12 protein-coding genes are annotated in these 13,873 nt (G+C 67.0%); 6 read left to right on the top strand and 6 right to left on the bottom strand.

Annotation, left to right across the window (positions count from 1 at the left end; all coding sequences use genetic code 11):
* Positions 1 to 8 precede the first annotated feature (8 nt).
* The 5 genes from RZE77_RS07045 to RZE77_RS07065 all read right to left on the bottom strand — a co-directional run bounded on the left by RZE77_RS07045 (position 9) and on the right by RZE77_RS07065 (position 4,372).
* Positions 9 to 710: a succinate dehydrogenase iron-sulfur subunit gene (locus RZE77_RS07045; RefSeq protein WP_012746572.1), complete on the bottom strand. Its 702-nt coding sequence runs from the start codon at positions 708 to 710 to the stop codon at positions 9 to 11.
* 27 nt (positions 711 to 737) lie between these two features.
* Positions 738 to 2,546 carry a succinate dehydrogenase flavoprotein subunit gene (sdhA, locus tag RZE77_RS07050; RefSeq protein ID WP_319441246.1) on the bottom strand — a complete coding sequence of 603 codons (1,809 nt, stop codon included), beginning with the start codon at positions 2,544 to 2,546 and terminating at the stop codon, positions 738 to 740.
* 16 nt (positions 2,547 to 2,562) lie between these two features.
* Entirely contained in the window at positions 2,563 to 2,928 is a 366-nt protein-coding gene (gene sdhD / locus RZE77_RS07055; RefSeq protein ID WP_028254163.1) for a succinate dehydrogenase, hydrophobic membrane anchor protein, read from the bottom strand.
* A 13-nt stretch (positions 2,929 to 2,941) separates the two neighbouring features.
* Complete coding sequence (sdhC, locus tag RZE77_RS07060; RefSeq protein ID WP_012746575.1) at positions 2,942 to 3,388, bottom strand: succinate dehydrogenase, cytochrome b556 subunit; 447 nt, start codon at positions 3,386 to 3,388, stop codon at positions 2,942 to 2,944.
* 225 nt (positions 3,389 to 3,613) lie between these two features.
* Entirely contained in the window at positions 3,614 to 4,372 is a 759-nt protein-coding gene (locus RZE77_RS07065; protein ID WP_319441247.1) for a GntR family transcriptional regulator, read from the bottom strand.
* 184 nt (positions 4,373 to 4,556) lie between these two features.
* Between RZE77_RS07065 and RZE77_RS07070 the strand changes: the two genes are divergently transcribed.
* The 6 genes from RZE77_RS07070 to RZE77_RS07095 all read left to right on the top strand — a co-directional run bounded on the left by RZE77_RS07070 (position 4,557) and on the right by RZE77_RS07095 (position 13,039).
* A complete protein-coding gene (locus RZE77_RS07070; protein ID WP_018903264.1) occupies positions 4,557 to 5,543 on the top strand; it encodes a malate dehydrogenase in 987 nt (328 codons plus the stop codon).
* 19 nt (positions 5,544 to 5,562) lie between these two features.
* The gene (tam, locus tag RZE77_RS07075) at positions 5,563 to 6,342 is read left to right on the top strand and encodes a trans-aconitate 2-methyltransferase (RefSeq protein WP_319441248.1); all 780 of its coding nucleotides are present in this window, start codon (positions 5,563 to 5,565) and stop codon (positions 6,340 to 6,342) included.
* Entirely contained in the window at positions 6,339 to 7,337 is a 999-nt protein-coding gene (locus RZE77_RS07080; RefSeq protein WP_319441249.1) for an HpcH/HpaI aldolase/citrate lyase family protein, read from the top strand. Before tam ends, RZE77_RS07080 begins: the two co-directional genes overlap by 4 nt.
* 31 nt (positions 7,338 to 7,368) lie before the next feature.
* Positions 7,369 to 7,920, top strand: a complete 552-nt coding sequence (locus RZE77_RS07085) for a hypothetical protein (RefSeq protein WP_319441250.1) — start codon at positions 7,369 to 7,371, stop codon at positions 7,918 to 7,920.
* A gap of 82 nt (positions 7,921 to 8,002) precedes the next feature.
* Positions 8,003 to 10,591 carry a bifunctional aconitate hydratase 2/2-methylisocitrate dehydratase gene (locus RZE77_RS07090; RefSeq protein ID WP_319441251.1) on the top strand — a complete coding sequence of 863 codons (2,589 nt, stop codon included), beginning with the start codon at positions 8,003 to 8,005 and terminating at the stop codon, positions 10,589 to 10,591.
* A 192-nt stretch (positions 10,592 to 10,783) separates the two neighbouring features.
* Positions 10,784 to 13,039: an acyl-CoA dehydrogenase gene (locus RZE77_RS07095; protein ID WP_319441252.1), complete on the top strand. Its 2,256-nt coding sequence runs from the start codon at positions 10,784 to 10,786 to the stop codon at positions 13,037 to 13,039.
* Here RZE77_RS07095 and RZE77_RS07100 read toward each other — a convergent pair.
* On the bottom strand, positions 12,948 to 13,790 hold the full coding sequence (locus tag RZE77_RS07100) for a helix-turn-helix domain-containing protein (protein ID WP_319441253.1): 843 nt from the start codon (positions 13,788 to 13,790) through the stop codon (positions 12,948 to 12,950). The genes RZE77_RS07095 and RZE77_RS07100 overlap by 92 nt on opposite strands.
* Between the last annotated feature and the right edge of the window lie 83 nt (positions 13,791 to 13,873).

Here is a 13,873-nt window from a genome sequence, read left to right on the forward strand (position 1 = left end):
GAAAAGGATCAGATGGCGCGGCGCACCATCAGTTCCTTGATCTTGCCGATCGCCTTGGTGGGATTCAGGTTCTTCGGGCACACGTCGACGCAGTTCATGATCGTGTGGCAGCGGAACAGGCGGTACGGGTCTTCGAGGTTGTCCAGGCGTTCGGCGGTGGCTTCGTCGCGGCTGTCGGCGATGAAGCGGTAGGCCTGCAGCAGGCCGGCCGGGCCCACGAACTTGTCGGGGTTCCACCAGAAGCTCGGGCAACTGGTGGAGCAGCTCGCGCACAGGATGCACTCGTACAGGCCGTTGAGCTCGTCGCGCTCCTCGGGCGACTGCAGGCGCTCCTTCTCGGGCGGCACGTTGTCGTTCTGCAGGTACGGCTTGATCGAGTTGTACTGCTTGAAGAACTGCGTCATGTCCACGATCAGGTCGCGGATGACGGGCAGGCCCGGCAGCGGCTTGAGCACGATCGTGCCCTTGAGCGTGAGCATGTTGGTCAGGCAGGCCAGGCCGTTCTTGCCGTTGATGTTCATCGCGTCGGAACCGCAGACGCCTTCGCGGCACGAGCGGCGGAACGACAGCGTGGGATCCTGCGCCTTGAGCTTCATCAGGGCGTCGAGCAGCATGCGCTCATGGCCGTCGAGTTCGATCTCGACGGTCTGCATGTAGGGCTTGGCGTCCTTGTCCGGGTCGTAGCGGTAGATCTGGAATGTGCGCTTCATCGTGAAACCTTGTGATGTTGTTCTTGCTTAGAACGTACGGACCTTGGGAGGAACGGAGTCGACCGTCAGCGGCTTGAGGTTGACCGGCTTGTAGGAGAGGCGGTTGTCCTGGCTGTACCAGAGCGTGTGCTTCATCCAGTTGGCGTCGTCGCGGCCGAGCGGCGCGACCGGGTCGTCGGCCGGGCGTTCGTAGTCCTCGACCGTGTGCGCGCCGCGGCATTCCTTGCGGGCGGCCGCCGAGACCATGGTGGCCTGCGCCACTTCGATCAGGTTGTCGACTTCGAGCGCCTCGATGCGCGCGGTGTTGAACACCTTCGACTTGTCCTGGAGGCCGATGGCGTTGACGCGCTCGCGCACGGCGGCGATCTTGACCACGCCTTCGTCCATCGAGGCTTGCTTGCGGAACACGGCGGCGTGCTGCTGCATGACGGCGCGGATCTCGCCCGCGACGTCCTGCGCGTACTCGCCGCCGGTGGCGGCTTCGAGGCGGTTCAGGCGCTCCAGCGTGCGGTCGGCGGCATCGGCCGGCAGCGGCTTGTGTTCCTTGAGCTTGTCGTTGAACTCGACGATGTGGTTGCCGGCCGCGCGGCCGAACACCAGCAGGTCGAGCAGCGAATTGGTGCCCAGGCGGTTGGCACCGTGCACGCTCACGCAGGAGCATTCGCCCACCGCGTAGAGGCCGTTCACCACGGCGCTGTTCTGCTCGCCTTGCTGAATCACGACCTGGCCGTTGATGTTGGTCGGAATGCCGCCCATCTGGTAGTGGATGGTCGGCACGACCGGAATCGGTTCCTTTGTGATGTCGACGTTGGCGAAGTTCACGCCGATCTCATACACCGAGGGCAGGCGCTTGTGGATGGTCTCGGCACCGAGGTGGTCGAGCTTCAGCAGCACGTAGTCCTTGTTGGGACCGCAGCCGCGGCCTTCCTTGATTTCCTGGTCCATCGAGCGCGAGACGAAGTCGCGCGGCGCCAGGTCCTTCAGCGTGGGCGCATAGCGCTCCATGAAGCGTTCGCCGTTGCTGTTGAGCAGGATGGCGCCTTCGCCGCGGCAGCCTTCGGTCAGCAGCACACCGGCGCCGGCCACGCCGGTCGGGTGGAACTGCCAGAACTCCATGTCCTGCAGCGGAATGCCCGAACGCGCGGCCATGCCCAGGCCGTCGCCGGTATTGATGAAGGCGTTGGTCGAGGCCTGGAAGATGCGGCCCGCGCCGCCGGTGGCCAGCAGCACGGTCTTGGCCTGCAGGATGTGCAGGTCGCCGGTTTCCATTTCGAGGGCCGTCACGCCGACCACGTCGCCTTCGGCGTCGCGGATCAGGTCGAGCGCCATCCACTCGACGAAGAACTGGGTGCGGGCCTCGACGTTCTTCTGGTAGAGCGTGTGCAGCATCGCATGGCCGGTGCGGTCGGCCGCGGCGCAGGCGCGCTGCACGGGCTTCTCGCCGTAGTTGGCCGTGTGGCCGCCGAAGGGGCGCTGGTAGATCGTGCCGTCGGGGTTGCGGTCGAAAGGCATGCCGAAGTGCTCGAGCTCGTACACGACCTTCGGGGCTTCGCGGCACATGAACTCGATCGCGTCCTGGTCGCCGAGCCAGTCGGAGCCCTTGATCGTGTCGTAGAAGTGGTAGTGCCAGTTGTCCTCGCTCATGTTGCCGAGCGATGCGCCCACGCCGCCCTGGGCAGCGACGGTGTGCGAACGCGTGGGGAACACCTTGGAGAGCACCGCCACGTTGAGGCCGGCACGGGCGAGTTGCAGCGAGGCGCGCATGCCGGAGCCGCCGGCGCCGACGATCACGACGTCGAACTTGCGCTTGGTGATTTGTTCTTTTGTGTAGGTCATGGTGGGGATGGGGTCCTCAGATCTTCCAAAGCACTTGAATGGCCCAACCCGCACAACCGACAAGCCAGACGATGGTGAAAATTTGCAGGGCGAGGCGAATGCCGACGGGCTGGACATAGTCCATCCATACGTCGCGCATGCCGACCCACACGTGGTACAGCAGGGCGGCGATCACCGAGAAGGTCAGCACCTTCATCCACTGCGCGGCGAAGATGCCGGCCCACAGGTCGTAGCCGATGGGGCCGCGCGTGAAGATCAGCTGCGCGAGCAGGATGATCGTGAAGAGCGCCATCAGGCCGCCCGTGATGCGCTGGCTGAGCCAGTCGCGCAAACCGTAGTGCGCGCCGACGACGATGCGCTTGGAGCCGTAATTCACAGACATGGTTGGCTCCTTCTCAGTACAGGCCGAACAACTTGGCGCCGAGCACCACGGTGAGCAGGACGCTCAGAACCAGCGTGACCAGGGCGGAGCTGTGTCCGAACTCCTTGGTGACGGCGGCGTGGCTCACGTCCATCCAGAGATGGCGCAGGCCGGCGATGAAGTGGTGCAGGTAGGCCCAGATCAGCGCGAGAGCCACCAGCTTGATGAACCAGCCCGGAACGAAACCAAGGCCGCTGTTGAACGCGGCCTTGAACCTGGCGAAGGAATAGTCGGACGAAAGCGAGGTGTCGAACATCCAGATGATGAACGGCAGCAGCAGGAACATGAGCACGCCGCTCACGCGATGCAGGATCGACACGATGCCGGCCGGCGGCAGCCGGTAGGTCGTGAGATCGGTGAAGGCGTTGATGTTTCGGAATTCGCGGCGCGGCGGCCGGGGAGGAGTTGCAAGCTCTGTCATTGGGGGGAGGCTTTCGTGGCTTGGTGGCTTGTTCTGAGAGCGAACGCTTTTGTTTCTTCTGCGGAATGCAAACAACGCAAAATTCTATTGCAATGCACCATTGCGTGGCGGAGGGGCCCGCGTCGGCGCAGCGCTGCAGTCGGATGCTAGGGAGTTCGCGGCATGTTGCGTGCGAATCTTTCGCGCTGCCATGCGATGGGGTCTTGATGTCATCGGGATGCGCGCTCAGCCGAGCTGGTTGCGGTAGTGGTGCGTGTCGGTGCGGTAGAGGCCGCGGCGCAGTTCCATGGGCGTGTCGTGGTAGGTGTGGGCCAGGCGCTCCACGCTGAGCAACGGCATCTGCAGCGGCACGTCGAGCAGTGCGGCCTGCTCCGCATCGGGCAGCACGGCGCGGATCTTCTCTTCGGCGCGCACCATGCGCACGCCGAATTCGGTTTCGAACATCGCGTACATCGGGCCCGGCCAGGCGCGCAGCCGCTCGGCGGTGAGGCCCTTGAAGGGCGCGCCGGGAAGCCAGAGGTCCTCGAGGATGGTGGGCACGCCCACATAGGCGAGCACGCGCCGCACCTGCAGCACCGCGTCCCCCGTGCGCAGGCCCAATGCGCGTGCCACGTCGGCCGAGGCGCGCTGGCGGCGGCAGTCGACGATGGTGCGCTCGGCCGGGCCCTCGGTGCTTGGCGTGCCGACATCGGGCACCAGCTTGAGGAAGCGGTATTGCACATGCTGCTCGGCATGCGTGGCGACGAAGGTGCCCTTGCCCTGGCGCCGCACCACGAGGTTTTCGGCCGAGAGTTCGTCGATGGCCTTGCGCACCGTGCCCTGGCTCACGCGAAAGCGCACCGCAAGGTCCATCTCGCTTGGAATCGGCTCGCCCGGCTTCCACTCGCCGGCCTGCAGGCTCTGCAGGATCAGCGTCTTGATCTGCTGGTAGAGCGGACTGAAGGAGGGCGTCGCAGAATCTTCGAGGACGGTGGGGGCATTCATGGCAGCGGTGGGGTGCGCCGTGGCGGAACCTCGGAGCATATCTTATATAAGACATAAGACGAGGCTCGCTGAATCGGCTTAAAATGCGGGCCGGCCTGCGCCGCGGGAAGGATTCCCGCCCTGCAGGACCATCGGCGCCACGCGCGCCCGCCGATACCGTTTCACCACCTTCTGGAGTCTTCCCATGAGCAAAAAACCCGTCCGCGTTGCCGTCACCGGTGCCGCCGGCCAAATCGGTTACGCCCTGTTGTTCCGTATCGCGTCCGGCGAAATGCTCGGCAAGGACCAGCCGGTCATCCTGCAACTGCTCGAGATCCCCGACGAGAAGGCCCAGAAGGCGCTCAAGGGCGTGATGATGGAGCTCGACGACTGCGCCTTCCCGCTGCTGGCCGGCATGGAAGCCCATGGCGACCCGATGACCGCCTTCAAGGATGCCGACTACGCCCTCCTGGTGGGTTCGCGTCCGCGCGGCCCGGGCATGGAGCGTGCCGAGTTGCTGGCCGTCAACGGCGCCATCTTCACGGCGCAGGGCAAGGCGCTCAACGCCGTGGCCAGCCGCAACGTCAAGGTGCTGGTGGTCGGCAACCCCGCCAACACCAACGCCTACATCGCGATGAAGAGCGCTCCGGACCTGCCGCGCAAGAACTTCACCGCCATGCTGCGCCTGGACCACAACCGCGCCGCCAGCCAGATCGCTGCCAAGACCGGCAAGGCCGTGGCCGACATCGAAAAGCTCGTCGTCTGGGGCAACCACTCGCCCACGATGTACGCCGACTACCGCTTTGCCACCATCAAGGGCGACAGCGTCGCCAAGATGATCAACGACCAGGAATGGAACGCCAACACCTTCCTGCCGACCGTCGGCAAGCGCGGCGCGGCCATCATCGAGGCCCGCGGCCTGTCGTCGGCTGCCTCGGCCGCCAACGCCGCCATCGACCACATGCGCGACTGGGCCCTGGGCACCAACGGCAAGTGGGTCACCATGGGCATTCCGTCGGACGGCCAGTACGGCATTCCGAAGGACACGATGTTCGGCTTCCCGGTCACCTGCGAGAACGGCGAGTACAAGCTGGTCGAAGGGCTCGAAATCGACGCCTTCAGCCAGGAGCGCATCAACAAGACGCTCGAAGAACTGCAAGGCGAACAGGCCGGCGTTGCGCACCTGATCTAAGCCAAGCAAGACCGCCGGCATGCTCGACTGGAACCCCGCGCTCTACCGTCGCTACGAGGACGAGCGCACCCGCCCCGCACAGGAACTCCTGGCGCGGGTGCCGTTGTCCGAGGCGACCCACGTGGTCGACCTCGGCTGCGGCCCGGGCAATTCCACCGAGCTGCTGGCCAACCGGTTCCCGACGGCGAAAGTCGTCGGAACCGACAACTCCGAAGCCATGCTGGCGAGTGCGCGCGAGCGCCTGCCGCAGGCGCGCTTCGAGTTGAGCGACATCGCGACCTGGGCGCCGCAAGACCAGGCGCCCGACCTCATTTACGCCAACGCAGCCTTGCAGTGGGTGCCGGATCACGAGCAGCTGATTCCGCGCCTGTTCGCTGCGCTGGCCCCGGGTGGCGTGCTCGCCATCCAGATGCCCGACAACCGCGAAGAGCCGACGCACCGCCTGATGCGCGCCGTGGCGGCCGAGGCGCCCTGGGCCGAGCCCATCGGCGATGCCGACCGGCTGCGCACCTTGCTGCTGCCGCTCGGCGGCTACTACGACCTGCTCGCGCCCGTCGCGGCCAGGGTCGATGTGTGGCACACCATCTACCAGCACCCGATGGCCGATGCCGCGGCCATCGTCGAGTGGGTGCGCGGCACGGGGCTCAAGCCCTTCGTCGACCGCCTGCCGGCCGACCTGCAGGCCAGCTACCTGGCCGAATACGAGCGCCGCGTGGACCTGGCCTATCCCGCCCGTACCGACGGCAAGCGATTGCTGGCGTTCCCGCGCATGTTCATCGTGGCGCAGAAAAAAGCATGACGAAAGCCGTTCATCCCGCTGAAGTGCTGCTCGGCGCGCAGGCCGGTGCCGTGAGCCTGCCCGTGTGCGACCACTACAGCGGCGTCGAGGCGCGCATGAAGAAGAGCCTGGCGCTGCAGGCCGAAATGGCCGACGAATTCGGCGCCTGCGTGTTCGACGTCACGCTCGATTGCGAGGACGGCGCCCCAGTGGGCGGCGAGGCGGAGCATGCCGCGCTTGTGACCGAACTGGCATTGGCGGCCAAGTCCGGCATGCGCGTGGGCGTGCGTGTTCACCCGGTGGACCATCCCGCCTTTGCCGGCGACGTGATCACCATCGCCGGCCGCGCCGGCCACCGGCTCAGCCACCTGATGGTGCCCAAGGTGGAGTCCGTGGCCGACGTGGCGCAGGCGGTGGCAGCGCTCGAGGCGGCCGATGCCGACGCGCTGCCGCTGCATGTGCTGATCGAATCGCCGCTGGCCGTGCACAACGCGTTCGAGATCGCGGCGCATCCGCGCGTGCAGTCGCTGAGCTTCGGCCTGATGGACTTCGTTTCCGCCCATGCGGGCGCGATTCCCGCCGAGGGCATGGGCGCGGTCGGGCAGTTCACGCATCCGCTGGTGGTGCGTGCCAAGCTGGCCATCGCATCCGCCGCACATGCCTACGGCAAGGTGCCTTCGCACTGCGTGGTCACCGAATTCAACGACACCGGCGCCATGCGCCTGGCGGCCCGCAAGGCGGCCGCCGAATTCGGCTACACGCGCATGTGGAGCATCCATCCGAACCAGATCCGGCCCATCCTGGAGGCTTTTGCGCCCGACGAGGCGCAGATTCAAGTTGCCACAAAAATCATTACAAATGCGGCCCTCGCAAATTGGGCGCCGACACAAATTGATGGCACATTGCACGACCGCGCGAGCTATCGCCATTTCTGGCAAGTGCTGGCGCGTGCCCACGCAACAGGGCGCGCGCTGCCGCCAGAGGCCCAAGCCTGGTTTGCACTCGCGGCCTCCTGAAACTTCCGAATCCAGCCTCAAGGAAACACCCATGAAGAAAATTGCCCTGATCGCCACCCTGGCCCTGGCGCTTCCGTTCGCCGCCATGGCGCAGACCACCCCTGCCAAGCCGGCCGCCAAGTCCGAAGCCAAGAAGGCGCCCCCCAAGAAGCAGGTCACCCGCAAGGCCGCCAAGGCCGTCGAGGAAGTGACGCCCATTGCCGATGAAACCAATATCGTGCTGACCGACGCCGACCTGGCCGTGGCCAAGCGCGTTTCGCTCGGCAAGGCCCAATGCGAACTCGGCGCCGACGTGACCGTGGACGCCGACGAGAAGAAGCCCGGCTTCTTCAACGTGTCGACCAAGGGCGTGAAGTACCGCATGCACCCGGTCGAAAGCCGCACCGGTGCCATCCGCCTCGAAGACCCCCGCGCCGGCGCCATGTGGCTGCAGCTGGGCAACAAGTCGATGCTGATGAACCAGAAGGCGGGCCTGCGCATTGCCGACGAATGCCAGACCGCCGAGCAGGTCGCATTTGCCGAAGAAATGAAGAAGAACCCGCCCAAGAGCCTGTTCGAAGGCGCCGACGCGGCCAAGAAGTAAGAGAGTCCCACGCGGGGTGCGGCGCGGCTCTTGCTTGCCGTACCGCACGCCCGTCAGCCAGCCAGTTTCCGGAGAAAAGAAGATGTTGCAAGCCTACGTTGACCATGTTGCCGAACGCGCCGCGCTCGGTATTCCGCCGCTGCCATTGAGCGCGAAGCAAACCGCCGAAGCCATCGAGCTCCTCAAGAGCGCGAATGCCAAGGACGGTGCCTTCCTGCTCGATCTGCTCACCCATCGCGTGCCCGCCGGCGTCGACGACGCGGCCAAGGTCAAGGCGAGCTACCTGGCGGCCGTGGCCCACGGCACCGAGAAGAACGCGTTCATCTCGCGCGCGCGTGCCACCGAACTGCTCGGCACCATGCTCGGCGGCTACAACATCAGCCCGATGATCGACCTGCTCGACGACGCCGAAGTCGGCGCCGTGGCGGCCGAGGGCCTGAAGAAGACCCTGCTGATGTTCGACCAGTTCCACGACGTCAAGGAAAAGGCCGACAAGGGCAACGCCCACGCCAAGGGCGTGCTGCAGAGCTGGGCCGATGCCGAATGGTTCACCAGCCGCCCCGAAGTGCCGCAAAGCATCACGGTCAGCATCTTCAAGGTGGCCGGTGAAATCAACACCGACGACCTCTCGCCCGCACCCGACGCCACCACGCGTCCCGACATTCCGATGCATGCGCTGGCAATGCACAAGAACGCCCGTCCCGGCATCGTTCCTGAAGAAGACGGCAAGCGCGGCCCGGTGAAGTTCATCGAGGACCTGCGCGCGCGCGGCCACCTCGTGGCCTACGCAGGCGACGTGGTCGGCACCGGCTCCTCGCGCAAGAGCGCCACCAACTCGGTGCTCTGGTTCACCGGCGAAGACATTCCCTTCGTGCCCAACAAGCGCTTCGGCGGCGTCTGCCTCGGCGGCAAGATCGCGCCGATCTTCTACAACACCATGGAAGACTCGGGCGCGCTGCCCATCGAACTCGACGTGAGCCAGATGAACATGGGCGACGTGGTCGAGCTGCGTCCCTACGAAGGCAAGGCGCTCAAGGACGGCAAGGTCATCGCTGAGTTCAAGGTCAAGAGCGACGTGCTGTTCGACGAAGTGCGCGCCGGCGGCCGCATTCCGCTGATCATCGGCCGCGGCCTCACGACCAAGGCGCGCGAAGCGCTGGGCCTGCCGGTCTCGACGCTGTTCCGCCTGCCGCAAAGCCCGGTCGACACCAAGAAGGGCTTCTCGCTCGCACAGAAGATGGTCGGCCGCGCCTGCGGCCTGCCTGAAGGCACCGGCGTTCGCCCGGGCACGTACTGCGAACCCAAGATGACCTCGGTCGGCTCGCAGGACACCACCGGCCCGATGACGCGCGACGAGCTGAAAGACCTGGCCTGCCTGGGCTTCTCGGCCGACCTCGTGATGCAGTCGTTCTGCCACACGGCGGCGTACCCCAAGAAGGTCGACGTCAAGATGCACCATGAACTGCCCGAGTTCATGGCCAACCGTGGCGGCGTCTCGCTGCGCCCCGGCGACGGCGTGATCCACTCCTGGCTCAACCGCCTGCTCACGCCCGACACCGTCGGCACCGGCGGCGACAGCCACACCCGCTTCCCGATCGGCATCAGCTTTCCCGCGGGCTCCGGCCTCGTGGCCTTCGCGGCCGCCACCGGCGTGATGCCGCTGGACATGCCCGAATCGGTGCTCGTGCGCTTCAAGGGCAAGATGCAGCCCGGCGTCACGCTGCGCGACCTGGTCAACGCGATTCCGCTGTATGCCATCAAGTCGGGCCTGCTGACCGTGGCCAAGCAAGGCAAGAAGAACATCTTCTCGGGCCGCATCCTCGAGATCGAGGGCCTGCCCGATTTGAAGGTGGAGCAAGCTTTCGAACTGAGCGACGCTTCCGCAGAACGCTCGGCCGCCGGCTGCACGGTGCACCTGAACAAGGAACCGATCCAGGAGTACATCAACAGCAACATCACGCTGATGAAGTGGATGATTGCCGAAGGCTATGCCGACGCCCGCACGCTGCAACGCCGCATCGCCGCGCAGGAAGCCTGGCTTGCTGACCCGCAATTGCTCAAGGGCGATGCCGACGCCGACTACGCCGCCGTGATCGAGATCGACCTGGCCGAGATCCACGAACCCATCGTGGCCTGCCCGAACGACCCCGACGACGTGAAGACGCTCAGCGACGTGGCCGGCGCCGTGATCGACGAAGTGTTCATCGGCTCGTGCATGACCAACATCGGCCACTTCCGCGCCGCGTCGAAGCTGCTCGAAGGCAAGCGCGACATCCCGGTCAAGCTGTGGATCGCGCCGCCCACCAAGATGGATGCGCAGCAGCTCACCGAGGAAGGCCACTACGGCGTGTTCGGCAATGCCGGTGCACGCACCGAGATGCCGGGCTGCTCGCTGTGCATGGGCAACCAGGCGCAGGTGCGCGAAGGCGCCACGGTGATGTCGACCAGCACCCGCAACTTCCCGAACCGCCTGGGCAAGAACACCAACGTGTACCTGGGTTCGGCCGAGCTGGCCGCGATCTGCTCGCGCCTGGGCCGCATCCCGACGCGCGAGGAGTACATGGCCGCCACGGGCGTGCTCGACGCATCGAGCGCGCAGATCTACCAGTACCTGAACTTCGACAAGATCGACGACTACAAGACCGAGGCCGGCGCCGCAGTCGCGGCCTGATCCTCGGGCAGTTCGCGCATTGGATGGGAGCCCCGCTTCGGCGGGGCTTTCCTGCGTCTGGGGTGGCGCTTTGGCCGGGCTCCCCGGCAATCTCCGACACGCAAGGGCGCCCTTGACCGGCCGGGAGAGCAGGCCTGGCCGACAAGAATGGCCTTCATCCGCCGCTTGTCGCGGAGAACAAGGAGACACGCCATGCCTCTGGCCTCTCTGATCGGCCGATGGGCCATGGAGCCGTTTTCCAAGGCGCTGCCGCCGCTCGGCGACACCGAACGCGCCGCGCTCGAGGCGGGGACCGTCGGCTTCGAAGGCCGGCTTTTTGCGGGGCGTCCCGACTTCGACCTGCTCTCGGCCATGGGGCCCAACCGGCTCAGCGAGCGCGAGCAATCCTTCATCGACCGCGAGGTGCGCGAGCTGTGCCGCATGCTCGACGACCACGCCATCGACCAGGCGCGCGACCTGCCGCCCGAGGTGTGGCGGTACCTGCGCAGCAAGCGCTTCTTCGGAATGATCATTCCCGAGGAGTTCGGCGGCCTCGGCTTTGGCCACTTTGCACACGCCACGGTGGTGGCGCGCATCGCCACCGTCAACATCGCCGCCGCCGTGACCGTGATGGTGCCCAACTCGCTCGGGCCCGCGGAGTTGCTGCTTCGCTATGGCACCGACGTGCAGAAGGTGCGCTACCTGCCGCGCCTGGCCGATGGCCGCGAGCTTCCGTGCTTCGGGCTGACCTCGCCCTACGCGGGCTCCGACGCGGCGGCCATTCCGGACCGCGGCGTCATGGTCGAGCGCGAATTCGGCGGCCGGCGCACGCGCGGCTTCCTGGTCGACTTCGACAAGCGCTACATCACGCTCGCGCCCGTCGCCACCGTCGTGGGGCTGGCCTTCCATGCGGTGGACGACAGCAGGCCCGAGGGCGAGCGCGAGCTCGGCATCACCTGCGCGCTGATTCCGGTGCCGCACGAAGGCATGGAGATCGGCCGGCGCCACCGCCCGATGGACAGCGCCTTCATGAACGGCCCGATCCATGGCCGCCAGGTGTTCGTGCCGGTGGATTGGGTGATCGGCGGTGAAAAGCAGGTGGGCCAGGGCTGGCGCATGCTGATGGAGTGCCTGGCCGCGGGCCGCGCCATCTCGCTGCCCGCGCTCGGCTCGGCCATGCAGCAGACGGCGCTCTACGTGAGCAACGGCTATGGGCAGATCCGCGAGCAGTTCGGGCTGCCGATCGGCAAATTCCATGCGGTTGCGGGCCTGGTCGCGCAGATGTCGGCCGAGCTCTATGCGAGCGATGCGGCGCGGCGCTTCACCGCGGCCGCGCTGGACAAGGGCGAGCGGCCGAGCGTGGCCAGCGCGATCCTCAAGGTGCAGCTTACCGAGGCCGGGCGGCGCGCAGTGAACCACGGCATGGACATCCTGGGCGGCAAGGGCATCATCGCCGGGCCGTCGAACCTGCTCGGCGTGTCCTACCGGCAGGCACCGATCGCCATCACGGTGGAGGGCGCCAACATCCTGACGCGCGCGCTCATCGTGTTCGGCCAGGGCGCGATCCGCTGCCATCCGCATGTGCTGGACGAAATGGCGGCCGTGCAGGCGCGGGACGAGAAGGCGCTGGGGCGGGCGCTCATCGCGCATGGCAAGCACGTGGCTGCCAATCTGTGGCACAGCCTGTTCGGCGCGCCGGTGCTGGGCGAGCCGCCCGAAGCGCTGGCCCGCGAGGCACGGCTGATCGCGCGCATGAGCGCCAAGTACGCGCTCACCGCCGACCTGGCCATGGGCCTGCTCGGTGGCCGGCTCAAGCGCATGGAACTGCTGTCAGCGCGGCTGGGCGACGTGCTCGCGCACCTGTACCTGGCCAGTGCCAGCGTGTGGCGCTATCGCGTTGATGCGTCGCCCGAATTGCTGCCCTTTGCGCAGGCCGCGATCCGGCTGCAGCTGGACGAGGCGGGGAAGATCCTGCGCGACCTGTACGCCAACCTGCCGACCGCCGGCCGGCGCGTGATCGGCACGCTGGTGCTGCGCCGCACCGCGCACCTGGCGCCGCTGCGCGACGTGCAGCTGATGGCGCTGGCCGAACTGCTGCGCACCCATCCGCGCATCGTCCAGCGGCTGGCGCCGGACCTCAGCGAGCCTGCGGCCGGCGGCCTGCGCGACCTGATGCATGCGATGGAACTGGGCGAGCAGCTCGGGGGCGACACCGCGGCCATGCTCGACAAGGCACTGCGGCGTACCCGCTCGTTCGAGGAGGCCGCAGGCTCGGCACCCGATCCGGGACTGGCGCTGGCCTACCTCAAGGCCGCCGACAAGGTGATCCAGGTCGACGACTTCGAAGGCCCCGCGCAGCAGCAGGCGCGCGCGGCGCTCAGCCGGCCGGCTGCGCCAGCGCAGCCAGCGCCGCGGCCGTCTGCGCATCGGCCGGAAAGAAGGACTCCACCGCCAGTTCCTGCAAAGTGACGTCCACCGGCGTGCCGAAGATGGTGGTGGTGCTGATGAAGCTCAGCACGCCGTTCGGCGTGGCCAGCTGAAAGGGCACCACCACGCCCGAAAGCTCCGTGTCCGTGGCGGGTGTGTCGTGGCTCACCTGGGGTGCGGGATAGGCCTCGAGCTCGTCGTGCAGGGCCTGCAGCACCGTGTCGCCGGTGGCCGCAATCTGCTGCTGCAGCCGTTCGAGCAGATGGGCGCGCCACTGCGCGAGATTGGCGATGCGCGAAGCCAGGCCGTCCGGATGCAGGCTCAGGCGAAGCACGTTGATGGGCGCCTTCACCAGCTCGGGTGCGGCGCCGGCCATCAGCATCGGCACCAGCGCGTTGTGCGCCACCAGGTTCCAGTGTCGGTCGACGGCCAGCGCGGGAAATGGCTCATGGCCCTTGAGCACCAGGTCCACCGCGCGCCGGGCCGAGGCCATGGCCGGGTCGTCGAGCGAGCGCTGCCGGTACATCGGCGCGAAGCCCGCGGCCACCAGCAGCGCATTGCGCTCGCGCAGCGGCACGTCGAGCCGCTCGGCCAGGCGCAGCACCATCTCGCGGCTGGGCGCGGCGCGGCCCGTCTCCACATAGCTCAGGTGGCGGGTCGAAACCTCGGCTTCCTGGGCCAGGTCGAGCTGGCTCAGCCGGCGGCGGGTGCGCCAGTGCCGCAGGTGGGCGCCGAACGGATCGCGCGCGCCGGGCTGGCCGGCAGCGGTGGAGTGGGTGTGGGTGGTGTTCATGGCCCGCATTCTGGCGCGGCGCCGATGCCGCGCCATGACCTCCGAGGTCATCGACGCGACGCAGGCCAAACGGAATCATTGGC

Origin of the sequence: Variovorax sp. SPNA7, from assembly GCF_033807855.1 — a bacterium.
Taxonomy (GTDB): domain Bacteria; phylum Pseudomonadota; class Gammaproteobacteria; order Burkholderiales; family Burkholderiaceae_C; genus Variovorax; species Variovorax beijingensis.

Bases quoted from the DNA above. Each gene is read 5' to 3' on its own strand.
- RZE77_RS07070 (WP_018903264.1), top strand. From the start codon at position 4,557: ATGAGCAAAAAACCCGTCCGCGTTGCCGTCACCGGTGCCGCCGGCCAA.
- sdhD (WP_028254163.1), bottom strand. From the start codon at position 2,928: ATGTCTGTGAATTACGGCTCCAAGCGCATCGTCGTCGGCGCGCACTAC.
- RZE77_RS07045 (WP_012746572.1), bottom strand. From the start codon at position 710: ATGAAGCGCACATTCCAGATCTACCGCTACGACCCGGACAAGGACGCC.
- RZE77_RS07065 (WP_319441247.1), bottom strand. From the start codon at position 4,372: ATGAATGCCCCCACCGTCCTCGAAGATTCTGCGACGCCCTCCTTCAGT.
- RZE77_RS07090 (WP_319441251.1), top strand. From the start codon at position 8,003: ATGTTGCAAGCCTACGTTGACCATGTTGCCGAACGCGCCGCGCTCGGT.
- RZE77_RS07080 (WP_319441249.1), top strand. From the start codon at position 6,339: ATGACGAAAGCCGTTCATCCCGCTGAAGTGCTGCTCGGCGCGCAGGCC.
- RZE77_RS07100 (WP_319441253.1), bottom strand. From the start codon at position 13,790: ATGAACACCACCCACACCCACTCCACCGCTGCCGGCCAGCCCGGCGCG.
- RZE77_RS07085 (WP_319441250.1), top strand. From the start codon at position 7,369: ATGAAGAAAATTGCCCTGATCGCCACCCTGGCCCTGGCGCTTCCGTTC.
- sdhC (WP_012746575.1), bottom strand. From the start codon at position 3,388: ATGACAGAGCTTGCAACTCCTCCCCGGCCGCCGCGCCGCGAATTCCGA.
- sdhA (WP_319441246.1), bottom strand. From the start codon at position 2,546: ATGACCTACACAAAAGAACAAATCACCAAGCGCAAGTTCGACGTCGTG.
- tam (WP_319441248.1), top strand. From the start codon at position 5,563: ATGCTCGACTGGAACCCCGCGCTCTACCGTCGCTACGAGGACGAGCGC.
- RZE77_RS07095 (WP_319441252.1), top strand. From the start codon at position 10,784: ATGCCTCTGGCCTCTCTGATCGGCCGATGGGCCATGGAGCCGTTTTCC.